Source organism: Bradyrhizobium sp. 192, from assembly GCF_023100965.1.
GTDB lineage: Bacteria > Pseudomonadota > Alphaproteobacteria > Rhizobiales > Xanthobacteraceae > Bradyrhizobium > Bradyrhizobium symbiodeficiens.
In genome coordinates this window covers 7,339,758-7,366,685 of sequence record NZ_CP064690.1, presented here as the reverse complement: position 1 = coordinate 7,366,685, position 26,928 = coordinate 7,339,758, and the positions used below count along the sequence as shown (strand labels likewise).

The following is a 26,928-nucleotide window of genomic DNA, read 5'->3' as shown; positions in this document are numbered from 1 at the left end:
GAATTTGCTTAATTTCCGACAGGGTAGTGCACTCATAGCGGTGTAGTTGCGAGTTCGAGTCTTGTCGGCATCCACTTGTGGATGTCGCCTGTTGGCCGATTTTGTTGCAAAAGTCGGTTGAGACAAGTCACGAAGCGTGATTCCGTTGTGTTGACGCGAATCTCGGCGAGGTCGATCCATGATGGGCCGTCTGAAGAGTGACCAAGGTCAACTGTTCTACGAGTTTTGTCTTGGCGACGCGGTTCCTGAAGATCATTTGGTGCGGAAGATCGATGCTGCTCTCGATCTGTCCTGGCTTCGCGGTGAACTAGCATCTCACTATTCGTCGATGGGGCGCCCGTCGATTGATCCGGAACTGATGATCCGGATGCTGGTCGTGGGGTATGTCTTTGCGATCCGCTCGGAACGGCTGATCTGCCGTGAAGTGCAGGTGAACCTCGCCTATCGCTGGTTCTGTAAGCTCGGTATCGAGGACGCTGTCCCGGATCATTCGGCGTTCTCGCGCGCCCGCAACGAGCGCTTCCGCGATGGAGATGTTCTCCGCCGCGTGTTCGAACGGATTGTCGAGACATGCATTGCCGCCGGTCTGGTTGGTGGCGAAGGATTTGCAGTCGATGCGAGCCTGATTGCGGCCGACGCGAACAAGCAGCGCTCGATCGCAGGTCACGATTGGCGCAGGGATCGCGATCCGGCCAGGTCTAGCCGCGCGGTGAAGGAGTATTTGGCAACCCTCGACGATCCGGCGTGGGGAGCCGCCAGCGATGTCATCCCGAAATTTGTCTCGCCATCCGATCCGGCAGCGCAGTGGACCGGCGCTCACAAGGGGCCGGCATTCTTCGCGTACTCCGACAACTATCTCATCGACGTGAAGTTCGGCGTCATCGTTGATGTCGAGGCCTCCCGCGCCATTCGCCAGGCCGAGGTCGGTGCAGCAAAGACCATGATCGAACGGACCGAGGAGCGCTTCGGTCTCAAGCCAGAGCGACTTGTCGGGGATACCGCTTACGGAGCGGCTCCAATGCTGAACTGGCTGGTCGAGGAGAAGGGCATCGCGCCACATATCCCTGTGTTCGATAAGTCGAAGCGGGATGATGGCACTTTCTCGCGGAGCGACTTTCGATATGACCCGATCGGCGACGTTTACCACTGCCCGGGTGGTAAGCGGCTTGGGACGAGCGGTACCGTGCACGAGGGCAAGACCCTTCTGTATCGTGCAAGCAAGCTCGACTGCGATGTATGCCCGCTCAAGCCGCAGTGCTGCCCAAAGGAACCATCACGCAAGATCCCGCGCGATATCCATGAGCATGCCCGAGACGTTGCCCGGTCGTTCGCTGGCACCGAGGGCTTCGAGCTCTCTCGGCGTCAGCGCAAGAAGATCGAGATGAGGTTCGCACACTTGAAGCGCATCCTGAAGCTTGGTCGGCTCCGATTGCGCGGCCCGCAAGGTGCCCAGGATGAGTTTGTTCTAGCCGCCATCGCCCAGAATCTGAGGCGATTTGCATCGCTGGTCGCACGACCGCCACCGGCTCAGGCTCTGCGCATCGCGTAGCGTAGCGTCGAAGTTGCGTAAAATGCGTCAGGGCCAGCGCTTCAGAGCGCGGCTCAACGAAAGGCCCAGCGGCCAAATCCATTGCAGCCGACTTTTGCAACAAAATCGGCCCTTAGCCGACTAGCTGGGGCGAACTGGCCATGTCCGGTCTTGAAGAGTGAACGGACACGACCCTCCTTGGCGCAGGCCGATCGGGTTCACGAGTCCACGCCCAAGCCTACGTCCTGCGACGTATCCTGTAGAGAACAAACCGCTCCGAGGTCTCTAACACCTCCAGCAGATCCGGCATCGGGTTCGCGGAAGGCGCGCCCAGCACATAGAGATAATCGTAGTCCCGGTACCAGGTGCGGACAAACGGCGGAACGCCTGCCGGCGGTTGGCTCGTCGCGATCGCGGCAAGCAGCGCCGACGGCACCGGTCCCCCATAAGGAATGGCAAGACCACGCAAGCTCTCGCGTGGCCGCACGGGCTGCTTGCCCGCTTCCGTGAATAGATTGGGCACGAACGCGTTGGCATAATGCACGGCCAGCGTCGGTGCATAATACATCGGATATGAGGTGAGGTCGGCGAAGGGCGGGTCACCATTGTCGCCCGTGCTGCCGACGAGGACGCGCGAGCCGCGCTCGATCTTCTGGAACGAGGCGATGATCGCGGCATAGTCGGCGCGGTAAGGCAGCCAGACCGCGAGGACGACGGCGAGATTGATCAGGATGATGCCGCTGATCGCAGCGAGCGCGGCTGTTCTCCAGGCACGGCTCGGCAGCGAGAGCGAGCAGAAGGCCGGAAGAATCAGGGCTGCGGCGGGAATTACGCGAAGATCGACAAACGCGGTTCCGAACAGCTTCGAGGGAATGACGAGGTAGAGCAGCGCAAAGCCGATCGCGAGCCAGGTCCCGGCCGGCTCGAGCTTGAGAACGCCGCGCCGTGCGGCGAACAGCAACGAGATCATCAGCGTCAGGCCGGTCGCTGCCGCTGCCGTCAGATTGTAGCCGTTCATGATGCGCAACGGCCAGACGAACTTGAATCCGAAAAACCAGCTCGTCCCTTCGCTTCCGATCGACCCCGCAGTCATTTGCATGATCCCGAACAACACGAGTGCCGGCAGGGCCAGCGCGCCGAGCCGCGCGGCGGCGACCCGGTACGCTATTCCCTGCCGGCGGATGCGCGAGAGCTCGTAGAGGCCAAGCGTCGCGCCGTAGATGCCGAGAGAGAAGAAATGCGCCGCATACAGCGCAGCGACGAACAGCATGTTGGCGACGAAACGCAGCGGCCAGGGGCCTTCGGCCAACATCAGATAGATCGCGATGCCTGAGAGAGCGAGGCCGAGGCCAAACTCGAAATTCACGAATCCCCAGCTGAACGGCAGACAATAGAGGACAGCGAGCGCAGCGAAGCCGGCAAGATGAACCCGTCCCTTCCGGGTCCACTCCAGCAGCAGCGCGCCCCCGACGATCAGCAACTGGCTCAGCAGCAGAAACAGCCGCGTGGCGTTCTCGACGCTCATCAGCCGCGCCAGCTGCGGCACCAGCAGATCCATTCCAAGGTTGGGATAGAAGGCCCAGGCCACCTCGTAATGCGGATTGGCGTCGGGCGTGCCGTTCTGGCTCAGAATGTACATGCGGGCGAGGTGATTGGGATAATCCACCATCGCGGGAATGGGGGTCAGCAGCACCGGCAGAAACGAGACGGCCGCCAGCACCGCCAGCACGGCGATCGCCACGGACCGCTCCGAGCCGAACCGAGACGGGATTGTCAAAGTCGGCCTGTCAAAAGAAGACATGTCGCGGGATCGCCGGGGTTTGAGCGCAGTGGTCGTGTCCGCGGCGCATTTGCTCGCGGTTACGGGTGCGTGCCCTCAAGTGGGTGCTCACTTCGAAGGCGTCGCGGCTGCGCTGTCCGCATGGTCTCGCACATGGATCACGGCGATGTCGTCGGTATAGATCCGCTTCCAGCCCTTGAGCTGGTCGAGGATCTGCGGGCCCGGCGCATCGGCAACCAGAAGGGTCGCGTCGATCTTGTACTCGTCGAGCAGGCGGGGCAGCAGCTCGGGCTTCTTGCCTTCCGTCGCCTTGAAGAAGTCCATGACGAATTTCTCGCCATAGAGCTCGGCACGGCCGTCGACGAAGACCGGAATGTTGCGCGAGATCAGATAGCCGCCGAACTGGTAGGCATTGAAGATGCGCTGCACCTTGCGTTGCTCGAGCAGATCGACGGCCGCAACCGGCGTATGCGTCGTCGTGAAGGCGAAGCGGTGGTGCCTCATGTAGAGCGACGTCGAGGTCCAGCTCGCCGCCACGATCATCAGCGCGCCAAGCGCGGTGACATAGCGGGCCGGCCAGCGCCCGGCATCGGCGGCGTCAGGCGCCGGGCGCGGGAACATCTCGCCGAGCGGCTTTGCCAGCACCAGCGGCACAAGGAACGCAAATGCCTCGATGCTCCTGACATGGGTCAGCGCGCCCCAGGTCAGGAATAGAATCAGGAAGATCCGGGGCGCCGACAGCACCAGGCCGCGATAATAGCCGAATGCGATCAAGCCGAGCAGGGCGCCTTCGAATGGCGTGAAAGTGGAGAAGTTCGCAGGCATCCATTCGAAGATCAGCGACAGCAGCTCGCCGAGGCCGAGGATGTTGGTCGCGCCCAGCAGGGTCCGCCAGCCGTACGGCGTGAGGCAGCTCGCAACCAGCGCGCCGATTCCGAACAACACCCAGCGCGTGAACAGGGCCAGCCGTCGTCCCTTCTCGGCATGCTCGACGGCCTCGAGCGAGATCGGGCCGATCAGCGCGAGGCCCAGCACGAAGCCGCCATGCAAATTCGCCCAGAGCGCCATCAGCGGCAGCCAATACCAGGACGGCGCGCTCTTGCGGTCGGCAGCCGCCATCAGCACGCCGACCCACAGAACCATGACCGGCAGCGCCAGGATATGCGGACGCGCCAGCACGTGATGGGTCGACAGCAGCAGCGCCAGCATCGCAAACAGCACTGCGCGTGGTGCCTCGATCTGCCTGTCGAGCAGATAGACGAAGATCGCGACCGTGATCGCGACCGCGACCGCGGTGAGGATGACGGGGCCTGCCCAGTCCAATTGCGCATGGGAATAGGCGAACAGCACCTGCGACAGCCATGACGTCGACATCCATGGCGCGCCCGTGCGCGTGAACGAATAGAAGTCGGTGGTGGGCATGGCGCGGTGATCGAGGATCCATTGCCCGATCTTGACCTGCCAGAACGAGTCGGAGTCCTGGAGCCGCGTGTCGCCGAGGTAGAGGAAGAACAGATAGACGCCGGCGCCGACGCACAGCGGCACCAGCGCTCGCGCGCGGCTCTGCGCCGCGATGCTGTTGGCAAAGGAAAGGGACATGCCGCCTCGTCGTCCTGTTGTTCTTGTCGGTCGGGCACGATCCGGAGCCGGAGTTGGCGCAATGTGTGGCGCGGCTTTCCGGGAGGATCATGCTCGAACAATCACCTGAAGCGCGATGAATGGTCGATCTCGTCGCGCGTCAGTCCGGGCGAGCGGCATTGGACCACGGGCGGTCATAACTTCGGGTAAACTGGTCGGTCACGCCGGCTTCATGTCCCGACAATTTAACGGATTGTTTTGGATTTCAATTTACCATCAGCGAATACACGCAAACCGCTTGGTGTTTACGCAGTCGAATTAACTGCGGCGCAATTCTTTGCCTCTACGTTCGGTTCCATGGTCGGGCGGCGCTGGGAAGCCGAAAAGACCAGATCAGTTGTAGCCTCGTGTACTCATTTGGAGCACTCTATGAAGAACCTCGTTGCGCGTTTCCTGAAGGATGAATCCGGCGCCACCGCCATTGAATACGGCCTGATCGCTGCCGGCATCGCGCTGGCGATCATCACCGTCGTCAACAACCTCGGCACCACGCTGAACACCAAGTTCACCGCGATCTCGACCAGCCTCAAGTAAGGCCGGGCGAACCAGAGATTTCCGAGAGCCCCGTTCCTGACGGGGCTCTTTTCTTTTGGGCCAGGCTTGACAGTGTTCCTGGGCAAGGCTTGCCAGTCCGGCTGGCGAAGCCAGTAACGCAGACACATGCGCTACGCGGCTCCAGCCGAGGTAGACTTTCGCGGCCCAGATCGAGGCTGCCGCGAGCGCGACGCCCGCCGCGACATCGATGATGTAGTGCGCACCGATCACCGGCGTTGCCGCGATCATCGACAAACTGAGCGCGGCCGCGATGCCGCCGAGCCAGCGCACCGGCCACAGCGCCCACATGTACAGCACGGCCGATGCCGCGTGAAAGCTCGGAAAAGAGACGATGCCGGAGAGCGAGAACAGCCGAAGCTGTTGCAGGCTGCCGTCCCGAAGCGCGAGGATGTCGCGCAGCTGTCCGGCATAGACCGCGGTGTCGATCTCGGGCAAATGCGCGGCCGGCAGATTCAGTCCGTAATAGGTGCCGATCGCGGGCACCACGGCGGAGATCGTGATGGTGACCGCGAGCGCGAGGCTCATCGCGAGCATGAACAATTGCAGCCGCACATAGCGCGCCGTCAGAGCCAGCACGACGGGAATGCCGAGCAGCGGAAACTTGATCAGGCCGTAGGCGTGCGCCAGGCAGATCGCGAGCCAGGGATGATCGTTGACGTAGCGCGCGATCGGCTCCGGATCGAGGCCCAACGCCCGGTCGATCGCCAGAAGTGCCTGGTCCTCGAGCGGCCAGTTCAGCTTGCCCGCGACGTAACTCAGCGGTCCGGCGATCGCGCAGGTGAGAATGACCTGTCCGATGGTGCCGAGTGAAAACACCAGCTTCGGATTCGCAAGCTTGCCCTTGACCATCCGGTGGCCATAGGCGACCGCGAGCAGCGCCGTGGCGATCGCCACGGTCGCGCCGAAGGCGACCGGCTCGAGACTCAGTCCGGTCGAGGCAAGGCCGAGCGCCAGCAGGGCCCCCATCCCGAGAATCGCAAACCAGTTGAGGTGGAACAACTGCCAAGCAGTCCGGGAGTCCGTGTCGAGCATGGTGTACCGAGATGGAATTGCATTGCCTCCGTACTGTTACGGACCCGCGTTAAGATCCCGGTAAGAAGTGTGGTTATCGATTTTACAACCTCTGCGCGGTGCTTTTATTTGTTTGCGGCATGAGGCACGGTCGGCCGGTCGCTCGTTTCCTTCTATTGATTGAAACGGATTGTTCCCGCCATCGAGAGGCTCTTACCGCTGTGGGGCTCTATAAAATTCCATCACTGTTCGAGGCGGGACTTCTTGACATTGCACGACAGTACGAGGTCGCGATGCATCGCCCTCGATGCCTTCGACCGTGATGGTCTGGCGACTTCTGCTCCATACGACCCGGCGCGGGACATCGAAATTCATCGACAGCGTGACCTCATCCTGGCCGGCATCCGTGACCTCGCCGCGAAACCCTCTTCCTTCCCTGCCACGCTCATAGAGTGCTGTTTTCGAAGCGGCATCCATCGTAAAGTATACCGCGCCTGTGTGTTCACAGCGCACAGAGATCGGATGCAGAATGGGATCGCGAACCCGGAAGCTCAGTATGCTTCGCGGAGGGGTGTCGGTGCACTTGTGGACCAACGTCGGCCGAAAGGTGGGGTCCTCTAGTCCCTGCCAAGTCATGGTCTTTTGATTGCGATCAAAGATCAGATCGACCCGCCCTGGACCGATGCGCACTACAAATTCGAACTTTCCATTGTTTGTGGAATTGATCTCTCCTGAGTATGCATTGATACCGAAATTTGTTTCGACGTTGATCGGCGGCGTTTCAAAGACGACCGTTTTGGTATCGACATCGAACGTCGCAAAGTATGGGCGGACGGGAACGCCACCCTCACACCGCACGGAAAATGGCTCAGCGGCTGCTGCGGGATCCGGCGTCAGCATGAGAAGCAGAATGAGTGCGAGAGGGAGGCCTGCGAGCCGCTTCATGCTGGCCGCTCCGTTCGCGCATGACAGCGGAGCCCGCAGCGAAGCTGTAGTTGGAACTCTCGACATTGCCCGTGATAAATTGGCTGCGTGGCCTTGGTGAACGCGCAATGAAGTGCGCCGCGCAAATGGTCTCTGAATGTATTCCAAACGCCGGTCACAACCACGGCCCTCGAACATCGATGCCGCCTGCGCACTGCGCGCGGGCCGACGTCAACGTCGTGTTGCGGACACTACATAAGAACTTCGAGATGTAAAGAAGCGGAACACAACCTCTTGCTTTTCCGAGGACGTGGCGCGCTGACACGCGAAGCCGCGAAGATTCAAATCAAATTGGAACCCGCGAGTCCAAGCATTTGAAGTTCGATCGCTGTTCAATCGCCATCGATTTCGTTTGCCAATGACCGCAATGAGACAGCGAATGAGATCGCGCTCGTTTTGCTTGTTCATCCTGATAGGCTGCTTGGGATTCGTTTTCATCGCACGAGAGATACGGGCTTGGCTTGAGCGGCACAAATCCGGCAGATAGGGATGAATCGTTGCCTTCGTGGGTGATCCTCCGCGGTACTGGTGGCTTAACAGTGTGCCGATGTTGGCCAAGGTTCTTGGGACATCAGGAATGAAGCTCTCGCTTCCAGACTACACTTTGTCGCGGGCCCCTTGGGCAGAGCGGACCGGTCGGATGATGGCGATTGTATCTGTACCGATGGTTTGCGCGGTCATCATTTGCGCGTCGGAGGCCCGCTGCTCCGAACTACAGCAGTTTGCCTGGCCGGTCGCTTGCGAATTGGGAACGACCTGTTTCATCCAGAACTACGTCGACCATGATCCCTTGGACAAGACGTTGGACTTTCGATGTGGTCACCGAACCTATGATGGCCATGACGGCACCGACATCCGGCTCCCCGATCTGGACGTTCAGCGACAGGGGGTCGAGGTCGTTGCTGCCGCCTCGGGGCGCGTTGCTCATGCGCGCGACGGTATGGATGACGTCTCGGTCAAGGTCGTCGGCAAGGCCGCAATCACCGGCAGGGAATGTGGCAACGGCGCAGTCGTCGAACACGGAAATGGCTGGAGCACGCAATACTGCCACATGGCCAAGGGCAGTCTCAGAGTGAAGCCCGGTGACAGCGTCAGCTCCGGGCAAGCGCTTGGGCTGGTGGGTCTGTCCGGAAATACCGAGTTCCCACATTTGCATTTCACGGTGAGGCATGACGGGAAAATTGTGGATCCATTCGCCTCCGGTGCCGCGAAGGGCGAATGCAATTCCGGCCGTTCGCTGTGGCAGCCGACGCAAAACTCCGTTTCGAACTATCCGTCCGCAGAGATCATCAATGCCGGCTTTGCCGATCGCGCGGTGACCATGGAGGAGATCGAGACAGGTGAGGTCAAGCGATCCTTGCCTGGCTCTCAATCGGCCGCCATCGTGGCTTATGTTCGTGCAATCGGACTTCAGGCGGACGACGAGCAAGCGCTCGAGCTGAGGTCACCCGAGGGGCAGGTCGTCGCGGAGTATCGCGCGCCGAAGCTGCCACGGGACCAGGCCCAGTATTTCATCTCGGCGGGGCGAAAGCGCGCAGGCTCCGCTTGGCCGGTCGGCAGCTATCGGGCGACTTTCGTTCTGCGCCGACATGGTGCCGAGATCGCGCGGCGGTCCTTCCAGGTGGATATCGCGCAATAGCCATCATCTCCCACTCGTTCCGCTTGGGCGGTTTTCGGGACGAGGCCCTTCACAACCAGGGTTGGCGCTTCCGTCCAATCGGCTGTGACGCTCCAAGCATTTCCCATCTTGTCATCCTTCCTGAATAGTTGTTCAGTCCTTGCGGGGCGATTTGCATCTTTTGACGTGACGAAGCGTTTGGCCGCAGGGCGTGCGGCGGCGTGTGGGACAGGAAGCGCGCCATGGTTTATCGGCGGACGCATCAAGTGGTTAAGCGCCTGGCGGCGCGGCGCAGTGCGATCTTGACGGCGGCACGGGAGACGGCGGCGGAAGGCGGCATGGCGGCGGTGCAGATCGCACCGGTCGCGGTCCGGGCCAATGTCGCGGCGGGCACGGTCTACCGCTACTTCCCCTCCAAGGCCGAACTGATCTCCGAACTCATCGCCGAGGTCTCCCGCGACGAGCTCGCGGCGATCCGCCGGGCGGCCGATGCCGCGCCGGGGCCGTCCTCGGCGTTGGCCGCGGCCGTGACGACGGTAGCGGTCCACACCCTGTCGCAGCGCCGATTGGCCTGGGGCATTTTGGCTGAGCCCGTCGATGTCGATGTCAGTGCCTCGCGCCTGGCCAGCCGGCGCGAGATCGCGGGCGAGATGGCTGCCCGGATCGACGCTGCGGTGCGGGCCGGTCACCTGCCGGCGCAGGACACAGCGCTCGCCGCCACCGCCTTGCTCGGCGCGCTGCATGAAGCCCTGGTCGGGCCGCTCGCGCCTGACAATCTCGACGATCCCGTCAAGATGCGCGACGCGGTGCAGACCGTGACGCTGTTGGCGCTGCGTGCGGTCGGCGTCATGGACGCCCGCGCCAGGGGTCTCGTGGTGCAGCAGACGCTGTTGCCGACCGCAAAGGCGCTGGTTGGGGCGTAGAACCGCCATGCACACGAGTGGCCGGCCTCACGGCGCTCAGGTCGTTGACCGAGCGAGCCTTTTCGCAAAACCGCAGCAGGCTCGCCGGACCCTCCGGCTACTTTGCATGGGGTTGTTTTTCGACTTTTAGTTCGGCGTGCCCTGGCGGGGCCCTAGATGTCAGCGTCGCCCTCGGGGCCGACCGAGGCGATGCGCACCATATTGGTGGTGCCGGGAATGCCGAGCGGCACGCCGGCGACGATGAGCACGCGCTGACCGGCGCGGACGAAGCCATCGCGGAACGCGATCTGGCCGGCGCGGTTCACCATGTCGTCCTGGTCGCGCGCATCTTCCGCGACTACGCAATGCACGCCCCAGACCACCGCGAGCCGGCGGCCGGCGGTGATGTTCGGCGTGATCGCCACGATCGGCGGCTTCGGCCGCTCGCGCGCCACGCGCACTGCGGTCGAGCCCGATGAGGTCCAGCAGATCAAAGCGGGCAGGTCGAGCGTCTCGGCGATCTGCCGCGCGGCGTCGGCGATGGCATCGCCCGCGGTGGCTTCCGGCGGGGGGCGCTGCGCCGTGAGCACGGAACGATAAATCGGGTCGCGCTCCACCTCCTCGCCGATGCGGTTCATGGTCGAGACCGCCTCGACCGGGAATTTGCCGGCCGCCGATTCCGCCGACAGCATGATGGCGTCGGCGCCCTCGTAGACCGCCGTGGCGACGTCGGAGACTTCAGCGCGGGTCGGCACCGGCGACTGGATCATCGATTCCAGCATCTGGGTCGCGATCACCACCGGCTTGCCGGCACGGCGCGCCATCCGCGTCATCTGCTTCTGCAGGCTCGGCACGCGCTCCAGCGGCAGTTCGACGCCGAGATCGCCGCGCGCCACCATCAGCGCGTCGGAGGCTTCAAGGATGTCGGCAAGACGGTCGATTGCCTGCGGCTTCTCGATCTTGGCCATGACCGCGGCGCGGCCGCGGATCATCTTCTTGGCTTCGATGACGTCATCGGCGCGCTGCACGAAGGACAGCGCAATCCAGTCGACGCCGGTGACCAGTGCGGCCTCGAGGTCGGCGCGATCCTTCGGCGTCATCGCCGAGACCGCGAGGTCCGTATCGGGCAGGCTGACGCCCTTGCGATCGGACATCCGGCCGCCGACCACCACGCGCGTCACCGCGTGTTCTTTCGAGGTCTCTTCCGCGATCAGCCGCACCTTGCCGTCGTCGAGCAGCAGCGCGTGGCCGGGCCGCAGCGCCGCCAGGATCTCCGGATGCGGAAGATGGACACGCGTGGAATCGCCGGGGGTCTTGTCGGAATCCAGCGTGAAGGTCTGGCCGTTCTGCAACTGCACCGAGCCTTCGGCGAAGGCGCCGAGCCTCAGCTTCGGGCCCTGGAGGTCGACCAGGATGCCGATCGGCCGGCCGTAGCTGCTCTCTACGTTGCGGATCGTCGCCACCAGCTCCCGCATCTTGTCATGCGGGGTGTGGCTCATGTTGATGCGAAACAGGTCGGCGCCGGCTTCGAACAGGCGGCGGATCATCGCGAGGTCTGAGGAGGCCGGTCCGAGCGTCGCGAGAATCTTGATACGGCGAAGACGCCTCATGGCTTACTTCCAGACGGTGGCGAGGGAGCTGGCGGGAGGCCAGGCGCGGCGGGGGGCGTACCACCGGGCGGCCCATTGGGCAAACCCGGAACCCCGCCACCCGGGCCAACTGGGCCCGGCAGGCCGGGCACACGCTGCTGCTGCGACGGCTGCTCGTTGGCGTCGGTGAGCTGCACCGTCCAGGCCCGCTGCTCGCCGGTGTCGACCTCGAAATAGCCGGTCCGGTCGTAGCCCCGCGCGAGGCAATCCTCGGTGCCGCGGATGGTGAACTCCTTGTCGCGCGAGCACATGAAAGCCTGCCCCGACCACTCGCCGCCGCGGTCATAGTCGATGGCGTAGATGTAATAATAACGGGCGACCAACGTTCCCCGCAGCAGGGTCTCGCAGGCGCGGGACGAGATGTTCCACCAGCCTTCGGTGGTCCAGCCCTCGGCGTCCTTGTAGCCGAGCGCAATGCCGACCCGACTCGAGGTGTTGTTGCAGAGACGGAAATCGGCCGAGGCCGGGGTGGCGTAGAGGCACAGCCAAGCGACCACCAGCACCGGGACCAACCGGGCGAGCAGGCGAAGCGGGGAGCGGGGAGATTCGGCGATCATTGTCGCGGAAGCTATATCAGATCATTGACGATTTGGCGCAGGGGACGAGGAACTGCCCCGAGGCCGGGTTCGGGTCCGTTTGCGCCGGGATATGGCAAAATCTGTGACAGGACCCACCTGATCCCGTAAGGGTGACCAGCACCGGGGGCAGGCCCAAGGGACATAGCCATGGCAATCGACGACAAAACCAGAACGGAGCTCGAGGCGGCCGCTTTCCGGCATCTGGTCGAACATCTGAAGACGCGAACCGACGTCCAGAACATCGACCTCATGAATCTGGCGGGCTTCTGCCGCAACTGCCTGTCCAATTGGCTCAAGGAGGCCGCCGACGCGCAAGGCGTCGCCTTGAGCAAGGACGAGAGCCGGGAGGCCGTCTACGGCATGCCCTATGAGACCTGGAAGTCGAAATACCAGGGCACAGCCACGTCCGAGCAGCTCGATACGATGAAGAAGGTCCACCCCCACGGCCACGGGCACTGAGCGGTCCTGCGAAGCCACGCCTGAGTCGCATCACACAACAGCTTTCTCGGCCTCGCCGCAGGAAGGTGTGGGCGCGCTGTGGACGAGCGCGATGCTGCCTTGAACGCAATCGGTACGGCCCCTAAGGGTTCTAGCCAGCACGCGCGGTGAGGATGCCGGCGTCACCTCGTTTTGCCAGTTCCATGTGGAGTACCAAGATGGCCACCACCGCCGCCGTCCGCGACGACGAGCCCGCGACGAAATTCGCCAAGGACCAGCTCAAGTCCATCATCGAGCGCATCGAGCGGCTGGAGGAAGAGAAGAAGGCGATCTCCGACGACATCCGCGACGTCTATGCCGAGAGCAAGGGCAACGGCTACGACGTCAAGGCGCTGCGCACCATCGTGCGCATGCGCAAGCAGGATCCCAACGAGCGCGCCGAGGCCGAGACCATTCTTGAGACCTACATGCAGGCGCTGGGGATGCTCTGAGGCATCCTGCCTCGAACACCGCTGCCGTAGCCCGGATGGAGCGCAAGCAAAATCCGGGTTCTTGCTGTGCGGGCGGCGTCCCGGTTACGCCGTCGCTCGATCCAGGCTACAAGCGTGGGATGTCGCACTTGGCTTGTGATCGGAGCTTGCCGTGACCGCGCCACCGCTGCCGCGCGAGGTGGGCCGTGCCTTCGGCGCTCTTCCCCTGCCGATCGGCAAGCGGCTGCTTCAGGTGCGCGCGCTGATCTTCGCGACCGCCGCGGCGCATGAAGAGGTCGGCCGGCTCACCGAGACTCTGAAATGGGGCGAGCCGGCTTATCTGACCGACGAGTCCGGCAGCGGCTCGACGATCCGGCTCGGCCGCGTCAAGGACTCCGCGCACGCTGCCATCCTGTTCAATTGCCAGTCGACGCTGATCGATAGCTTCCGCGAACGCTTTCCCGATCGGTTCGAGTACCGGCAGACGCGGGCGCTGTTGTTGCCGATGGCGGGCAAGCTGCCAAAGCGGGAACTATCGGTCTGCCTGTCGCTGGCGCTGACGTATCATCTGGACCGGCGGGGAAGGAAGGCGAAATCGGCGCACCTGTAGCCCGGATGATGAGCGAAGCGATATCCGAGATGTCTCAGCGCGCACGACTTTCCCGGATGTCTACCCGTTCATCCGGGCGACGAGACCGAATTCGCGGAGGGAGCTCGGCGCCTCAGCGCAACGCGGCCGTGCGCATGACGAACGATGTCGTCTGGAGCTTCGCGGTCGCGCTGCCCGAAAAACTGTCGCAGGACAGGCCGTGCATCGGGTCGTCGGCAAAGCCCATCGCGATCACGGCATGCGGCTTGACGAAATAGCCGCGCAGCGCGGCCGTATCGAGCTCGCCCATCAGCGTGACCGACATCGCGCGGCTGGCGCTCGGCGACAGCATCGCGATCTTGAGCCAGATACTCTCGCTCTTGGCAGCGGAGAGGCGGGTCGCGGTCGCGACTGCGCCGTCGACGTTCTTGCCGACCACCGTGTTGATTTCGGTGGCCTGAGCGACACTGCGCGATGCGGGACGGGCGGAGCGGGGGATCGGCGCAGAGGCGGCAACGACATTGGCGCGATCGACCGGGGATGCGGCCGGCGCGTAAGCCAGCGCCTGAAGGGCTGCGTTGGGCAGGCTCGCGGTTGCCTGCGGATCGGTGGCAGAGGCGAGCGCCTGGCGCGCCTTCAGAGCCGCGATTTGCGCCGGCGTCGCCTGCTGCGGCGCGGCCGGGACATCATCCCAGAAGCCGCGGGCATTGATGATGTCTGCCGGCGTCTCCGGCTTGCCGTCCGCAGATTTGTGGGCCGGCTTGTCAGCCACGGCCGCGGGCTTCGGCTTGGGCGGCGCAACGAGCTGCGCGTCGGCCGAGGCGAGCTGGATCGTGGCGGCAATCTGCGGCTTGGCGCGCGGCGTCGGCACCGGGTCCGCGGGCTTGGCTGCAACCACGGTCGGCCCGGCTGCCGGCTTGGCGGCCGGGGCGGGCGCGCCCTCGTCATCCTCGTCGCTGCTGGCGGCCGGGGCCGGCTTGCCCTTGAACAAGGCGGCGAAGAAATTCGGCTTGCTGCCGGAATCGCCGGCATTGCCGCGCCGCTCGATCTCGGCCTTGGCGAGCTCATAGCCCTTCAGCGGCACGCCGTCGGTCGGCAGATGCACCGTCTTGCCATCAGGGAACACGCGGGCGAGCTGGTCATGCGTCATGCGCGGCCAGTGCCGGACACTGCCGGTATCCAGATGCACGAAGGGCGATCCGGAGGTCGGATAGAAGCCGACGCCGCCGCGCTGCAGGCGCAAGCCGGCGAAACGGATCTGCTCCAGCGGCACGCCCGGAATGTAGAAATCCATCGCATGTCCCAGCATGTGCTGGCTGGCGCGCGCCACACCGGAGGAGCGGCGGCGGAGCATGGCGTTGGTGGCGGGGGAGCGATAGGAGGAGATGATCTGGATCGGCTGCTTGGCATCGACGTCGCGGTAGACGTCCCAGAGGATGTCGAAGAGGTGACGGTCCATGACCGTCTCGTCCTGGGTGCGCCAGTCGCGCAGGAAGTGATTGAGCTGCTTCAGCGCCGCTTCGTCGTAGCGGCCCTCGCGCTTGAAGGTGACGGTCAGGTCTTCGCCGGAATGGGTGTGGTGGAAGGAGAGCGTCTTGGTTTCGCTCAACGCGGCGGCGTTATGGACTGAACCCGCGGCAGCAAGCAACAATACGGCAGCGAGGCCGATCCGGGATCCGGCCTTCACTCCCGCATGGGACAACGACAACACAGTAAATCTGCGTGCGAGACCAGTCAGCACGTTAGAGCCCACCCAGTCGACCAGCGTTCAAAATGGACTCTCCCGCCAACCCCGTTAGCGCGCGAAAGAGGGTGAACGCTTTCTTAAAGCGAGAAGGTTAATTCGAGGTTGACCTTCTCGCCCCCAAACCAAGTCAGAATACAAACCTAACCGGGTGAGTGTGGCAAAAAAACGCCCGCTGCCCCGAGCGAGGTGGACAATGGTTAACGTTAAACGGCCCCATCCATGGGATGGGGCCGTTGATTTCGTTGTGGAATTCAGAAAAGGAGGGCCGTGCAGGCTTACCGGGTGAACACCCGCTGCTGCTGAGGCCGGCGCCCGACCGGAGCCGGCGGGGGTGTCGGCGCCCCGAACAGCCGCTCGAAGAAGTTCGGGCCGGACGAGCCGAAGCCACCGCCATTATTGGCCACCGCAACGCCGGAGGGGAGGGTCGTCGCCGGGCGCGAATAGCTCGGTTGCGAGTGCGCGACGACGGCTTCGAGATCCTTGCCGCGGTTGTTCTTCAGGATGTTGATCATGGTCGCGTCGCGGCCATAGACGTCCTTGCGGAACTGCAGCTTGCCGGCGTCGTCCACGAAGGCGGTCTGATAGGTGATGTTGACCGGGATCGGGGTCGGAAATTTCAGGTCGATCTCGCTCTTGCCGTACATGCTGCGGATACGCTCCGGTGTGTACTTCTCGTTCGGCAGCGCGATGCCGAGCAGAACGGAGGCGTACTGATCCGGGTTCTGCACGCGCATGCAGCCGTGGCTGAAGGCGCGCTCGTCCCTCGAGAACAGGTTCTTGTCCGGCGTGTCGTGCTGATAGACCAGGAACTTGTTCGGGAAGTTGAAGCGGATGCGGCCGAGTGCGTTAGCTTCGCCGGGCGGCTGGGAAATGTGCACGGAGCCGTCGCGGTTCTGCTCGAGCTTGAGACCCATGCGCTGGAGCACGGTCGGGTCCTGCTGAAGCGCCGGCAAATATTCGTTGTAGACGATCGACGGCGGCACGTTCCAGGTCGGGTTGACCGTGATGTACTTCATCGTCTCGGTGAGCAGTGGGGTCGCATGCGTTCCCGGCTTGCCGGTCACGACACGTGTGGTCCAGATCTGCTGGCCGCGCTGCATGACCTTCAGAGTGTAGTCTGGAATGTTGAGGATGACATAGGCATCGCCCAGCGAGGGCACGCCAAGGTCGCGCGGCAGCCAGCGCCAGCGCTCCATGTTCACCAGCACGGCGTCGATCTGCTTGTCGCGCTTCGGGGTGTTGATCGCCTTGACCGTCTTGTCGTCGAGGATACCGTTCGCCTTGATCTCGGCGCTGGTCTGGAATTTGCGCACGGCTTCGGCGACCGTTGCGTCATACCGGGTGTCGCTCGCGTTTTCGGTGATGCCGAGCTTGGCGCGCAGCTGCGGCACGCGCGGATCGTCGACGACGATTTCAGCCTGCTTCTTACCGCGGGCTGGCGTGTATTTCAGCGCCGGACCATCGGCGATCTCGATCACCGGGCCGTTGCCCTGACCGCGAAGCTCCGCGAGCTTGGCCTTCAGCTCCTTGTAGAGCTTGTGCGGCGGATTGTAGCTGTCGAGCGCAGCGGAGGCATCCGTCGCGGTCGTGACCTTGGCGAGCACCTCGTTCGGATCGACCGGATGCTCGGGATAGAGGATGTCGCCGCTGACCTGCGACCAATGCATGCGGCCGCTCTGGGCTTGGCGCGCATAGTCGAACATGCTGGCGGTGAGCTTGAGCTCTGCATCGGCCAGCGCATCGGGCGTGATGGCGCTGGCGAAGTCGGGCACCGCATAGTCGGCGGGATTGAGGCCGTCGGACGCCGCGTCCTTCAGCCGTGCGATGACGCCCTTGGCGGCGGGCGTCAGGCTGCCGCCTTGGGTCCAGACCGGCGCGAAGTCGCGTGCGCCATAGAACTTTTCGATCGCGGCGCGCTCGTTCTTGCGGTCGAAATGGCGCGAGGTCTTGGCGCCGATGATGTCCTTGAGCTTGTCGGCGACCGGCTGGTCGGCGGCGGGAACGTTGCTCGCGGCCTTCACGGGCTCAGCGGCAGGAGCCGCAGCGGTGGCGGGTGCCGGCGCGGCCGGGGTAGTGGCTGCGGGCTCGGACTTCGCGGTTTCGCTGTTCGGCGCCGCGGGCGCAGGCGTGGTGGCGACGTCAGACGGCTTGGTTTCGACCTTCTCGGGGGCCGGGGCTGGAGCGACGTCAGCCCTTACGGGCTCCTTCGCTGGTTCCTTGGCGGCGTCCTGAACCGTGGCGGTGGTGTCGAGCTTGATGTCCGACGCGGTCGGGGGCGGGACATTGGCCGGCTCGGGACGTGGGATCGCGGCTTCGATTGCGAGCTCGGCGGCGCTGCTGCGCGCCTGATCCTGGGCCAGGGCCGAGCCGGCGGACACCGTGAGGAAGGTTGCCGCGACCGTCATCAAGACACGATCGAAGCCTGCACGGTGGTTCAAACAGTCACGCATTGTGTCGCACCCCTCGGGTGAACTGTCCCTCGTGGAACAGCTTTGTTATCGCCTATTGAGCTTCGGCTAAACGGCGCCGGCCTCTCGAAAGTTGCACGCCTGCACGCAACGATTCCTACGCAGACGATATACAGGGCCCGGTTTTGCAGCCAGCGCTAACCGGGACAACTCACGGCAAACTGACTTCAAGGGAGCCTCTTGGCAACGGATTGTGCGCTTGCCCGAAGCGCTTTTCCCTGTGTCTGTCACTTCCAAGTCACGGTTCAAGCCACAGTCGAATTCTGTCGTCATGCGAACGGCTTACAGCTGGTCTCCCAGCGTCCCGCGAACCTCCGTTTTCTTGAGGCTCAGTGCGTCTCCTCGCCGCTTTTCCCGCCATGTCCGGGAACGCCGGCCTCGTCGAGTTTGCGGTACAGGGTGGACCGGCCGATTTTGAGGCGGCGGGCCACCTCGGACATCTGGCCGCGGTAGTGCGAGATCGCGAAGCGGATGATCTCGCTCTCCATGTCCTCCAGCGAGCGGACGTCGCCGGTCGCAGTGAGCAGGGCGAGAGTTCCCCCCGCCGGAAGCGGCGCGATCGGTATTTCATTGCCTGATACCATCGACGGGGCCGCGGCCGGCTCGAGCATCAGCGGGGCGGTTGGAATCTCGGTTGCGGGATGCGGCTGCGAGGCGAGCAGAGGGAAATCGCTAAGGCCGAGTTGGTCGCCCTCGCTCATCACCACCGCACGGTAGACCGCGTTCTCCAGCTGGCGGATGTTGCCGGGCCAGTCGAGCTGGGCCAGATGCGCCATGGCCTCGCCACTGATGCCGGTGATCTGGCGATTCTCCTCGGCGGCAAAGCGCGCCAGGAAATGCCGGAGCAGATGCGGGATGTCCTCGCGCCGGCTCCTGAGCGAGGGGATCGTCAGCGGCAGCACGTGCAGGCGGTAGAACAGGTCTTCGCGGAAGTGCCCCTGTTTCACCCGCTCCAGCAGCCGGCGATTGGTTGCCGAGACGATGCGCACGTCGACCTTGACGGGCTTGCGGCCGCCGACTGCCTCGACGGCGCCTTCCTGGAGCGCGCGCAGCAGCTTGACCTGCGCAGCCAGCGGCAGTTCGCTGACCTCGTCCAGAAACAGCGTGCCGCCATGGGCTTCGACGAACTTACCCATGTGCCGCTCGGTGGCGCCGGTGAAGGCACCCTTTTCATGGCCGAACAGGATGGACTCGACGAGGTTGTCGGGGATCGCGCCGCAATTGACCGCGACGAACGGCTTTGCCTTGCGCTCGCCGCTGCCATGGATGGCGCGCGCGAACATCTCCTTGCCGACTCCGGACTCGCCTTCGATTAGAACGGGAATCGCGGAGTTCGCCGCCTTCTGCGCGGCGCGCATCACGCCGGCCATTGCCTCGGCGCGGGTAATGATGTCGGAGAAGGTCAGCCGGCCCTCGCGGCTGTGCCGGATGCGCTGCAATTCGCCCTTGAGCGCGGAGGCGTTGAGCGCGTTGCGAAGTGAGACCTGGAGCCGCTCCACACCGACCGGCTTGACCACGAAATCGGCCGCGCCGGCGCGCATCGCCGAGATCACGTTGTCGATGCCGCCATGGGCGGTCTGCACGATGACGGGGACGCTGAGACCCGCTTCGCGGATTTTCGCCAGCACGCCCATGCCGTCGAGACCGGGCATCACGAGATCGAGGATGACGGCGTCGATGGCCGGCGCATCGGGGGCGGTGAGGGCGGCGATCGCGGCGTCACCGGAGTCCACGACGACCGTCTCATAGCCGCATTTCTGTACCATGTTCTCGACCAGCCGGCGGGCCACGGCATCGTCGTCGGCGATCAAAATACTGGCAGCCATGGTGTTCCCCGCACGCTACTACTATCTGTCTCGAATCGGGGCACTCTGGCCGAAGCCGATTAACGCACTCTTAAACCTTGATGCCCTCGCCCGCCGCTGCGATTGTTGAACACAGGTTTCCCACACAATGAATTCGCGCTCCAAGCCTGCTCTCAAAACCTCCGCTCTCAAGAAGTCCGCTTCCAGCAAGCCCGCGCTTCGCAATCCGAAATCTGCCGCCAAGGCCAAATCCTCCAAATCTTCACCCACGAAGCCTGTGAGCAAGACCGGCAAGCTTCCAGAGTGGAACCTCGCCGATCTCTATTCCGGGATCGATGCGCCGGAAGTGGCGCGCGATCTCGAAAAGATGGATGCCGACTGCGTCGCGTTCGAGACCGACTACAAGGGCAAGCTGGCGACAGGGACAGCAAACGAAGATGGCGGAAAATGGCTCGCGGGAGCCGTGCGACGCTATGAGGCAATCGACGATCTTGCCGGTCGGCTCGGTTCCTATGCCGGGCTCGTCCACGCCGGCGACAGCGTGGACCCTGCGATTTCAAAGTTTTATGGCGATGTGTCGGAGCGGCTGACCGGGGCGTCCACGCATCTTCTGTTCTTCGCGCTCGAGCTCAATCGTATCGATGACGATATTTTGAACCGCGCGATGCAAGCCCCCGAGCTGGCGCACTACCGTCCCTGGATCGAGGATCTGCGCAAGGAGAAGCCGTATCAGCTCGACGACAAGCTCGAGCAGCTTTTCCTCGAGAAGGCGCAGACCGGCTACTCCGCCTTCAACCGGTTGTTCGACCAGACCATCTCCGGGCTGCGCTTCAAGGTCGGGTCCAAGGAGCTCGCGATCGAGCCGACGCTCAATTTGTTGCAGGACCGTGACGGCGCCAAGCGCAAGGCTGCGGCTGAGGCGCTGGCAAAGACCTTCAAGGCCAATGAGCGCACCTTTGCCCTGATCACCAACACGCTCGCCAAGGACAAGGACATCTCCGACCGCTGGCGCGGGTTCAAGGATGTCGCGGATTCCCGCCATCTCAACAACCGCGTCGAGCGCGAGGTGGTGGATGCACTGGTCGCCTCGGTCCGCGCAGCCTATCCAAAGCTGTCGCATCGCTATTACGCGCTGAAGGCGAAGTGGTTCGGCAAGAAGCGGCTCGCTTATTGGGATCGCAACGCCCCGCTGCCCTTTGCCGCGACCGATACCATCGGCTGGCCCGACGCCCGCAACATGGTGCTGACGGCCTATCGTGGGTTCTCGCCCAAAATGGCTGATATCGCGGAGCGCTTCTTCACCGATCGCTGGATCGACGCGCCGGTGCGGCCGGGCAAGGCGCCGGGCGCGTTCTCGCATCCGACCACTCCGTCGGCGCACCCCTATGTGCTGATGAACTACCAGGGCAAGCCGCGCGACGTGATGACGCTCGCCCACGAGCTCGGCCATGGCGTGCACCAGGTGCTGGCGGCGAAGAACGGCGCGCTCATGGCGCCGACGCCGCTGACGCTGGCCGAGACCGCCAGCGTGTTCGGCGAGATGCTCACTTTCAGGCGGCTCCTTGCCCAGACCAGGAATGCGAAACAGCGCCAGGCGCTGCTCGCCGGTAAGGTCGAGGACATGATCAACACCGTGGTGCGGCAGATCGCGTTCTACTCGTTCGAGCGCGCGGTCCACACCGAGCGCAAGAACGGCGAGCTCACCGCGACGCGGCTCGGCGAGATCTGGCTGTCGGTGCAAGGCGAGAGCCTCGGTCCGGCGATCGAGATCAAGGCGGGCTATGAGAACTACTGGATGTACATCCCGCACTTCATCCATTCGCCGTTCTACGTTTACGCCTATGCGTTCGGCGATTGCCTCGTGAACTCGCTCTATGCGGTCTACGAGAACGCGGCCGAGGGTTTTGCCGAGCGCTATCTCGACATGCTCGCCGCCGGCGGTACCAAGCATTATTCCGAGCTGCTGCGGCCGTTCGGGCTCGATGCCAAGGACCCGAAGTTCTGGGACGGCGGGCTCTCGGTCATCGCCGGCATGATCGACGAGTTGGAGGCAATGGGCTGAGGGGAGGTAGCGGTGCTCCAAGCGCCCAACAGGGCGTAAAACACCTGTTGAACAGCGCTGGTCAACAGTGTTATACATATGTATAACGCCCCTAAGGCAAGCCCATGAAGATCGAGATCAAGAAAATCGGCAATTCCGATGGTCTGCTGCTGCCGCGCGAATTGATGCAGCGTCTCGATCTCAAGCGCGGACAGCAATTGCACATCGTGGAATTACCCGGCGGTGGTTTTCAGTTGTTGCCTTACGACCCCGATTTCGAGCGGACGATGGAAATCGCCGACGAGGTGATGGACAAGTATCGCGACACGCTCGCTGCGCTTGCAAAATAGCCTGCCAGGCGCATGAGCGATCTGCAGGAGCCGCTCTGGATCACCTACGAGCAGGTCGTCGCAATTCACGGTCGACAACTCCGGCGCTTCGGCGGTGCGCCGGGATTGCGCGACGAGGGCATGTTGCGCTCGGCGCTGGACCGTCCGATCAACAAATGGCGGTACGAGCAGGCGCCGATCGATGAATTCGCCGCGGCCTATGCATTTGGTCTCGCGAAAAACCCAGCATTCGTCGATGGAAACAAGCGCATCGCCTTCATGGCGTTGATGGTCTTCCTCCACAAGAACGGCGTGGCCTTCAGTCCCGATCCCGCGGAAGCGACAATCATCATCCTCTCGCTCGCCGCCGGCGAAGTCAGCGAGGAGAGCCTGACGCGCTGGATCCGCGACAATTGGGATTCCAAATGACCTGATTTGCGGGAAAACCGCGCTTGCCTGCCGTTGCCCTGTTCGAAGGTTTCAGGTATCCCAGCCCAAGAATTCGACTTTCGACTGGGGACATTCCATGGCTGACCATAGCGAAGTGGCCTACACCACCGCAGACGGCAACGACTACATTGCCCACGAGCAGACCTATGAGGGCTTCATCAAGCTGGTGAAGTACGGCACGGTCTCGGTCGCGCTCATCGTGATCCTGATGGCGGTCTTCCTGACCTGATCCATCGACGGTTGCATCCGCCAGCGCCGGCGGCTGCTCATAAAATTTGCATACAAGCCGGTTCCAAAACCGGTATCGAAACGTTGCGGGAGTAACGCTAAGTTCGCGTGCGCGTTTTTGTCCGCGTCGCCGGAGGGCCTATGAAGATCGCCGTTGCCAAGGAAATCGATCCGTCGGAGCCGCGCGTTGCCGCTTCGCCTGATACGGTGAAGAAGTTCAAGGCGTTGGGTGCCGAGATCGCCGTCGAGCCGGGCGCCGGCCTCAAATCGGGTCTTCCGGATTCCGAATTCACGGCCGCCGGCGCCACCGTCAGCGCAGATGCGCTGAAGGATGCCGACATCATCATCAAGGTGAAGCGCCCTGAGGCGTCCGAGCTCGCGCAATACAAGCGCGGTGCACTCGTCATCGCGATCATGGATCCCTACGGCAACGAGGCTGCGCTGAAGACGATCGCCGATGCCGGCGTTTCCGCCTTCGCGATGGAGTTGATGCCGCGCATCACCCGCGCGCAGGTGATGGACGTGCTGTCCTCGCAGGCGAACCTCGCCGGCTACCGCGCCGTGATCGAGGGCGCCGAGGCGTTCGGCCGCGCCTTCCCGATGATGATGACCGCGGCCGGTACCGTGCCTGCCGCAAAAGTGTTCGTGATGGGCGTCGGCGTCGCCGGCCTCCAGGCGATCGCGACCGCGCGCCGTCTCGGCGCCGTCGTCACCGCGACCGACGTGCGTCCCGCCACGAAGGAGCAGGTCGAATCGCTCGGCGCGAAATTCCTCGCCGTCGAGGACGAGGAGTTCAAGAACGCGCAGACCGCCGGCGGCTACGCCAAGGAAATGTCCAAGGAATACCAGGCCAAGCAGGCCGCGCTCACCGCCGAGCACATCAAGAAGCAGGACATCGTGATCACCACCGCGTTGATCCCGGGCCGGCCCGCGCCGAAGCTCGTCTCCGGCGAGATGGTCAAGTCGATGAAGCCGGGCTCGGTGCTGGTCGATCTTGCCGTCGAGCGCGGCGGCAATGTCGAGGGCGCCAAGGCCGGCGAGGTCGTCGACCTCGATGGCATCAAGATCGTCGGCTACACCAACGTCGCCGGCCGTGTCGCGGCGTCTGCTTCCAGCCTCTACGCGCGCAATCTTTTCAACTTCATTGAGACCATGGTCGACAAGAAGGAGAAGAAGCTCGCCGTGAACTGGGACGACGAGCTCGTCAAGGCGACCGCGCTCACGAAAGACGGCGCCGTCATTCATCCGAACTTCCAGCCGAAAGCTTGAGGAGAGCCGCCATGGAGCATGTTGCACAGGTCGTCGACCCCTTCGTCTTCCGGCTGTCGATCTTCGTTCTTGCCGTCTTCGTCGGCTATTTCGTGGTGTGGTCGGTGACCCCGGCACTGCATACCCCGCTGATGAGCGTGACCAACGCGATCTCCTCGGTGATCGTGGTCGGCGCGCTGCTCGCCGTCGGCGTCGGTATGATCTCAAGCGGTTCAGGATGGGCGCGTGCCTTCGGCTTCATCGCGCTGATCTTCGCCTGCGTGAACATCTTCGGCGGCTTCCTTGTCACCCAGCGCATGCTGGCGATGTACAAGAAGAAGGTAAAGTGACCGGCGTGCACCTCGGGGTGACGAAGACAAAGGGGACCTGAGATGAACGCCAATCTGGCAGCAGTTCTTTACCTTGTGGCGGGTGTGCTGTTCATCCTGTCGCTGCGCGGGTTGTCCAGCCCGGCGACGTCGCGCCAGGGTAATTTCTTCGGCATGATCGGCATGGCGATCGCGGTCGCCACCACGCTGGCAAGCCATCCGCCGGCCGACGGTCTCGCCTGGGTGCTGGTCATTCTCGGCATCGCTATCGGTGGCTCGGTCGGCGCGGTCATCGCCCGCCGCGTGCCGATGACCTCGATGCCTGAACTGGTCGCCGCCTTCCACTCGCTGGTCGGCATGGCCGCGGTGCTGGTGGCCGCCGGCGCGTTCTACGCGCCCGAAGCCTTCGACATCGGCACTCCCGGCAACATCCATCCGCAAAGCCTGGTCGAGATGTCGCTCGGCGTCGCCATCGGCGCGCTGACCTTCACCGGCTCGGTGATCGCGTTTCTGAAGCTGTCCGCGCGCATGAGCGGCGCGCCGATCATCCTGCCGTTCCGCCACATCATCAACATCGCGCTGGCAATCGCGCTCGTCGTCTTCATCGTCGGGCTGGTGATGTCGGGCAGCGCGCTCGACTTCTGGCTGATCGTCATCATCGCGCTGGCGCTCGGCGTACTCATGATCATCCCGATCGGCGGCGCCGACATGCCGGTCGTGATCTCGATGCTGAACTCCTATTCCGGCTGGGCTGCGGCCGGCATCGGCTTCACGCTCGGCAATTCCGCGCTGATCATCACGGGCGCGCTGGTCGGATCGTCCGGTGCGATCCTGTCCTACATCATGTGCCACGCGATGAACCGGTCCTTCATCTCGGTCATCCTCGGCGGCTTCGGCGGCGAGACCGCGGCGGCCGGCGGTGGCGGCGGCGAGCAGAAGCCCGCCAAGCTCGGCTCGGCCGACGACGCGGCCTTCATCATGAAGAATGCCCAGAAGGTCATTATCGTGCCCGGCTACGGCATGGCGGTGGCGCAGGCGCAGCACGCGCTGCGCGAGATGGGCGACATCCTGAAGAAGGAAGGCGTCGAGGTGAAATACGCCATTCACCCGGTCGCCGGCCGTATGCCCGGCCACATGAACGTGCTGCTGGCCGAAGCCAACGTTCCCTATGATGAGGTGTTCGAGCTCGAGGACATCAACTCGGAGTTCGCTCAGGCCGACATCGCCTTCGTGATCGGCGCCAACGACGTCACCAATCCGGCGGCCGAAGAGGACAAGACCTCGCCGATCTACGGCATGCCCGTGCTGCAGGTCTGGAAGGCGGGCACCGTGATGTTCATCAAGCGCTCGCTTGCCTCCGGCTATGCCGGCATCGACAATCCGCTGTTCTATCGCGACAATACCATGATGCTGCTCGGGGACGCCAAGAAGGTCACCGAGAACATCGTCAAGGCGATGTAGCACGCGAAGGAAACCGACCGTGGCCATCAACAAGGAATGGCACCGGTCTCATCGCATGCCGCTCAAGGCAACGCGCGAGCAACGCGTCGCATGGCATGCCGCCCACAAGGCGGCGTGCGGTTGCCGCGACGTACCGGCGAGCCTCCGGCCCGACGTCATGAAATTGCTGCGGAGCCGTCGCAAATCCTGAGCCTGAACCAGGGCCGGCCGCGCCATGATCACCATCGCCAAATGGACCGTCATCCTGCTCGCTGGCGTCTATCTCGCCGGGCTCGTCGTGCTCTACACCCGGCAGCGCGAGATGCTGTTTCCGATACCGACCGCCAAGCGGACCCCGCCGGAGGCGGCGGATTGTCCCGAGGCGGAGGAGCATGTCCTGACCACCTCGGATGGCGAGAAGATCATCGTCTGGCACGTGCCGGCGAGGCCCGGTCGTCCCGTGATCCTGTATTTTCCGGGCAATGGCGATTTTCTCGCCGGCCGTGTCGGTCGCTTCAAGGCGATGACGGCTGACGGCACGGGGCTCGTTGCGCTGTCCTACCGCGGCTATGCCGGCTCGAGCGGCGCGCCGAGCGAGGAGGGGCTGCTGCGCGATGCCGCCGCGGCCTATGCCTTCACCACGGCGCGCTACACGGCGGAACGAATCGTCGCCTGGGGCTTTTCGCTCGGGACCGGCGTGGCGGTCGCGCTCGCCTCGGAACGGCGTGTTGGGAAACTCGTCATGGAGGCGCCCCATACGTCGACGGCCGACATTGCATCTTCGTCGTTCTGGTTCGTTCCGGTGCGCCTCTTGATGCGCGATCCGTTCCCTTCCGACCAGCGGATCGCGCGCGTCACTGTGCCGCTATTGGTCATGCATGGCACCAATGACCTTGCCATTTCGATCGTGTTCGGAGAGCGTCTGTTCGCGCTCGCGCATGAACCGAAGCAGTTCGTTCGCTTTGCGGGTGGCGGACACGACAATCTCGATGCGTTCGGTGCGATCGAAACAGTAAGGCAATTCATTGGATCCTAAACAGCTCGTCACCCGGCTCTGGAGCATATCCCTTGCCGCCATCCTCGTATTGTTGCCGCAGCAGGCA

At 63.6% G+C, this 26,928-nt stretch carries 23 protein-coding genes and 1 pseudogene; 15 read left to right on the top strand and 9 right to left on the bottom strand.

The annotated features are described in order from the left end of the window. Positions 1 to 178 precede the first annotated feature (178 nt). Positions 179 to 1,549, top strand: a complete 1,371-nt coding sequence (locus IVB24_RS34580) for a transposase (RefSeq protein WP_247771006.1) — start codon at positions 179 to 181, stop codon at positions 1,547 to 1,549. Between the two features lie 217 nt (positions 1,550 to 1,766). On the opposite strand, the gene IVB24_RS34575 is transcribed toward IVB24_RS34580, so the two are convergent. Next, complete coding sequence (locus IVB24_RS34575; RefSeq protein WP_247771004.1) at positions 1,767 to 3,329, bottom strand: hypothetical protein; 1,563 nt, start codon at positions 3,327 to 3,329, stop codon at positions 1,767 to 1,769. Positions 3,330 to 3,416: 87 nt separating this feature from the next. Continuing rightward, on the bottom strand, positions 3,417 to 4,907 hold the full coding sequence (locus tag IVB24_RS34570) for a hypothetical protein (RefSeq protein WP_247771002.1): 1,491 nt from the start codon (positions 4,905 to 4,907) through the stop codon (positions 3,417 to 3,419). Positions 4,908 to 5,315: 408 nt separating this feature from the next. Here IVB24_RS34570 and IVB24_RS34565 point away from each other — a divergent pair, with 408 nt between their 5' ends. Further along, the gene (locus IVB24_RS34565; protein WP_094976876.1) at positions 5,316 to 5,480 is read left to right on the top strand and encodes a Flp family type IVb pilin; all 165 of its coding nucleotides are present in this window, start codon (positions 5,316 to 5,318) and stop codon (positions 5,478 to 5,480) included. A gap of 222 nt (positions 5,481 to 5,702) precedes the next feature. Here IVB24_RS34565 and IVB24_RS34560 read toward each other — a convergent pair. Both IVB24_RS34560 and IVB24_RS34555 read right to left on the bottom strand, forming a co-directional pair. Then, positions 5,703 to 6,350: pseudogene (locus IVB24_RS34560) on the bottom strand (phosphatase PAP2 family protein); the annotation flags it as partial. Positions 6,351 to 6,725: 375 nt separating this feature from the next. Next, on the bottom strand, positions 6,726 to 7,457 hold the full coding sequence (locus IVB24_RS34555; protein WP_247771000.1) for a hypothetical protein: 732 nt from the start codon (positions 7,455 to 7,457) through the stop codon (positions 6,726 to 6,728). A gap of 616 nt (positions 7,458 to 8,073) precedes the next feature. Between IVB24_RS34555 and IVB24_RS34550 the strand changes: the two genes are divergently transcribed. Further along, entirely contained in the window at positions 8,074 to 9,135 is a 1,062-nt protein-coding gene (locus tag IVB24_RS34550) for a M23 family metallopeptidase (RefSeq protein WP_247770998.1), read from the top strand. 221 nt (positions 9,136 to 9,356) lie between these two features. Further along, a complete protein-coding gene (locus IVB24_RS34545; RefSeq protein ID WP_091956437.1) occupies positions 9,357 to 10,037 on the top strand; it encodes a TetR/AcrR family transcriptional regulator in 681 nt (226 codons plus the stop codon). 152 nt (positions 10,038 to 10,189) lie between these two features. Here IVB24_RS34545 and pyk read toward each other — a convergent pair whose 3' ends face one another. Continuing rightward, a complete protein-coding gene (gene pyk / locus IVB24_RS34540) occupies positions 10,190 to 11,626 on the bottom strand; it encodes a pyruvate kinase (RefSeq protein ID WP_140481134.1) in 1,437 nt (478 codons plus the stop codon). Further along, the gene (locus tag IVB24_RS34535) at positions 11,623 to 12,222 is read right to left on the bottom strand and encodes a DUF1036 domain-containing protein (protein ID WP_094976880.1); all 600 of its coding nucleotides are present in this window, start codon (positions 12,220 to 12,222) and stop codon (positions 11,623 to 11,625) included. Before IVB24_RS34535 ends, pyk begins: the two co-directional genes overlap by 4 nt. Before the next feature lie 168 nt (positions 12,223 to 12,390). On the opposite strand from IVB24_RS34535, the gene IVB24_RS34530 reads away from it, so the two are divergent. From IVB24_RS34530 to IVB24_RS34520, 3 genes are all read left to right on the top strand, one after another. After that, positions 12,391 to 12,702 carry a DUF1244 domain-containing protein gene (locus IVB24_RS34530; protein WP_094976881.1) on the top strand — a complete coding sequence of 104 codons (312 nt, stop codon included), beginning with the start codon at positions 12,391 to 12,393 and terminating at the stop codon, positions 12,700 to 12,702. Positions 12,703 to 12,899: 197 nt separating this feature from the next. Further along, a complete protein-coding gene (locus tag IVB24_RS34525) occupies positions 12,900 to 13,172 on the top strand; it encodes a DUF2312 domain-containing protein (protein WP_094976882.1) in 273 nt (90 codons plus the stop codon). Between the two features lie 151 nt (positions 13,173 to 13,323). Further along, positions 13,324 to 13,761 (top strand): DUF1801 domain-containing protein, encoded by a 438-nt coding sequence (locus IVB24_RS34520; protein WP_247770995.1) that lies wholly within the window; start codon positions 13,324 to 13,326, stop codon positions 13,759 to 13,761. Between the two features lie 112 nt (positions 13,762 to 13,873). On the opposite strand, the gene IVB24_RS34515 is transcribed toward IVB24_RS34520, so the two are convergent. The 3 genes from IVB24_RS34515 to IVB24_RS34505 all read right to left on the bottom strand — a co-directional run bounded on the left by IVB24_RS34515 (position 13,874) and on the right by IVB24_RS34505 (position 19,781). Further along, positions 13,874 to 15,493 (bottom strand): DUF882 domain-containing protein, encoded by a 1,620-nt coding sequence (locus IVB24_RS34515; protein ID WP_247770992.1) that lies wholly within the window; start codon positions 15,491 to 15,493, stop codon positions 13,874 to 13,876. Positions 15,494 to 15,762: 269 nt separating this feature from the next. After that, positions 15,763 to 17,937, bottom strand: a complete 2,175-nt coding sequence (locus IVB24_RS34510; RefSeq protein ID WP_247770989.1) for a L,D-transpeptidase family protein — start codon at positions 17,935 to 17,937, stop codon at positions 15,763 to 15,765. Between the two features lie 347 nt (positions 17,938 to 18,284). Continuing rightward, positions 18,285 to 19,781 (bottom strand): sigma-54 dependent transcriptional regulator, encoded by a 1,497-nt coding sequence (locus IVB24_RS34505; RefSeq protein ID WP_247770988.1) that lies wholly within the window; start codon positions 19,779 to 19,781, stop codon positions 18,285 to 18,287. Between the two features lie 127 nt (positions 19,782 to 19,908). Between IVB24_RS34505 and IVB24_RS34500 the strand changes: the two genes are divergently transcribed. The 8 genes from IVB24_RS34500 (at position 19,909) to IVB24_RS34465 (ending at position 26,861) form a co-directional block, all read left to right on the top strand. Continuing rightward, positions 19,909 to 21,822 (top strand): M3 family oligoendopeptidase, encoded by a 1,914-nt coding sequence (locus IVB24_RS34500; RefSeq protein WP_247770984.1) that lies wholly within the window; start codon positions 19,909 to 19,911, stop codon positions 21,820 to 21,822. Positions 21,823 to 21,926: 104 nt separating this feature from the next. Continuing rightward, positions 21,927 to 22,151: an AbrB family transcriptional regulator gene (locus IVB24_RS34495; protein ID WP_018641564.1), complete on the top strand. Its 225-nt coding sequence runs from the start codon at positions 21,927 to 21,929 to the stop codon at positions 22,149 to 22,151. Between the two features lie 12 nt (positions 22,152 to 22,163). After that, positions 22,164 to 22,559, top strand: coding sequence for a type II toxin-antitoxin system death-on-curing family toxin (locus IVB24_RS34490; RefSeq protein WP_094976888.1), 396 nt, complete (start codon positions 22,164 to 22,166; stop codon positions 22,557 to 22,559). A 97-nt stretch (positions 22,560 to 22,656) separates the two neighbouring features. Further along, positions 22,657 to 22,809 (top strand): aa3-type cytochrome c oxidase subunit IV, encoded by a 153-nt coding sequence (locus tag IVB24_RS34485; RefSeq protein WP_094976889.1) that lies wholly within the window; start codon positions 22,657 to 22,659, stop codon positions 22,807 to 22,809. A 140-nt stretch (positions 22,810 to 22,949) separates the two neighbouring features. Beyond that, positions 22,950 to 24,077, top strand: a complete 1,128-nt coding sequence (locus tag IVB24_RS34480; RefSeq protein WP_247770983.1) for a Re/Si-specific NAD(P)(+) transhydrogenase subunit alpha — start codon at positions 22,950 to 22,952, stop codon at positions 24,075 to 24,077. 11 nt (positions 24,078 to 24,088) lie between these two features. Next, entirely contained in the window at positions 24,089 to 24,406 is a 318-nt protein-coding gene (locus IVB24_RS34475) for a proton-translocating transhydrogenase family protein (protein WP_094976891.1), read from the top strand. 42 nt (positions 24,407 to 24,448) lie between these two features. Beyond that, positions 24,449 to 25,846 (top strand): NAD(P)(+) transhydrogenase (Re/Si-specific) subunit beta, encoded by a 1,398-nt coding sequence (locus tag IVB24_RS34470; RefSeq protein WP_247770981.1) that lies wholly within the window; start codon positions 24,449 to 24,451, stop codon positions 25,844 to 25,846. A 217-nt stretch (positions 25,847 to 26,063) separates the two neighbouring features. After that, positions 26,064 to 26,861: an alpha/beta hydrolase gene (locus tag IVB24_RS34465; protein WP_247774227.1), complete on the top strand. Its 798-nt coding sequence runs from the start codon at positions 26,064 to 26,066 to the stop codon at positions 26,859 to 26,861. Positions 26,862 to 26,928 lie beyond the last annotated feature (67 nt).

What these genes read in the sequence shown, in the direction of transcription:
- IVB24_RS34580 (WP_247771006.1), top strand. Translation starts at nt 179, where the DNA reads ATGATGGGCCGTCTGAAGAGTGACCAAGGTCAACTGTTCTACGAGTTT.
- IVB24_RS34575 (WP_247771004.1), bottom strand. Translation starts at nt 3,329, where the DNA reads ATGTCTTCTTTTGACAGGCCGACTTTGACAATCCCGTCTCGGTTCGGC.
- IVB24_RS34570 (WP_247771002.1), bottom strand. Translation starts at nt 4,907, where the DNA reads ATGTCCCTTTCCTTTGCCAACAGCATCGCGGCGCAGAGCCGCGCGCGA.
- IVB24_RS34565 (WP_094976876.1), top strand. Translation starts at nt 5,316, where the DNA reads ATGAAGAACCTCGTTGCGCGTTTCCTGAAGGATGAATCCGGCGCCACC.
- IVB24_RS34555 (WP_247771000.1), bottom strand. Translation starts at nt 7,457, where the DNA reads ATGAAGCGGCTCGCAGGCCTCCCTCTCGCACTCATTCTGCTTCTCATG.
- IVB24_RS34550 (WP_247770998.1), top strand. Translation starts at nt 8,074, where the DNA reads ATGAAGCTCTCGCTTCCAGACTACACTTTGTCGCGGGCCCCTTGGGCA.
- IVB24_RS34545 (WP_091956437.1), top strand. Translation starts at nt 9,357, where the DNA reads ATGGTTTATCGGCGGACGCATCAAGTGGTTAAGCGCCTGGCGGCGCGG.
- pyk (WP_140481134.1), bottom strand. Translation starts at nt 11,626, where the DNA reads ATGAGGCGTCTTCGCCGTATCAAGATTCTCGCGACGCTCGGACCGGCC.
- IVB24_RS34535 (WP_094976880.1), bottom strand. Translation starts at nt 12,222, where the DNA reads ATGATCGCCGAATCTCCCCGCTCCCCGCTTCGCCTGCTCGCCCGGTTG.
- IVB24_RS34530 (WP_094976881.1), top strand. Translation starts at nt 12,391, where the DNA reads ATGGCAATCGACGACAAAACCAGAACGGAGCTCGAGGCGGCCGCTTTC.
- IVB24_RS34525 (WP_094976882.1), top strand. Translation starts at nt 12,900, where the DNA reads ATGGCCACCACCGCCGCCGTCCGCGACGACGAGCCCGCGACGAAATTC.
- IVB24_RS34510 (WP_247770989.1), bottom strand. Translation starts at nt 17,937, where the DNA reads ATGCGTGACTGTTTGAACCACCGTGCAGGCTTCGATCGTGTCTTGATG.
- IVB24_RS34505 (WP_247770988.1), bottom strand. Translation starts at nt 19,781, where the DNA reads ATGGCTGCCAGTATTTTGATCGCCGACGACGATGCCGTGGCCCGCCGG.
- IVB24_RS34500 (WP_247770984.1), top strand. Translation starts at nt 19,909, where the DNA reads ATGAATTCGCGCTCCAAGCCTGCTCTCAAAACCTCCGCTCTCAAGAAG.
- IVB24_RS34495 (WP_018641564.1), top strand. Translation starts at nt 21,927, where the DNA reads ATGAAGATCGAGATCAAGAAAATCGGCAATTCCGATGGTCTGCTGCTG.
- IVB24_RS34490 (WP_094976888.1), top strand. Translation starts at nt 22,164, where the DNA reads ATGAGCGATCTGCAGGAGCCGCTCTGGATCACCTACGAGCAGGTCGTC.
- IVB24_RS34485 (WP_094976889.1), top strand. Translation starts at nt 22,657, where the DNA reads ATGGCTGACCATAGCGAAGTGGCCTACACCACCGCAGACGGCAACGAC.
- IVB24_RS34480 (WP_247770983.1), top strand. Translation starts at nt 22,950, where the DNA reads ATGAAGATCGCCGTTGCCAAGGAAATCGATCCGTCGGAGCCGCGCGTT.
- IVB24_RS34475 (WP_094976891.1), top strand. Translation starts at nt 24,089, where the DNA reads ATGGAGCATGTTGCACAGGTCGTCGACCCCTTCGTCTTCCGGCTGTCG.
- IVB24_RS34470 (WP_247770981.1), top strand. Translation starts at nt 24,449, where the DNA reads ATGAACGCCAATCTGGCAGCAGTTCTTTACCTTGTGGCGGGTGTGCTG.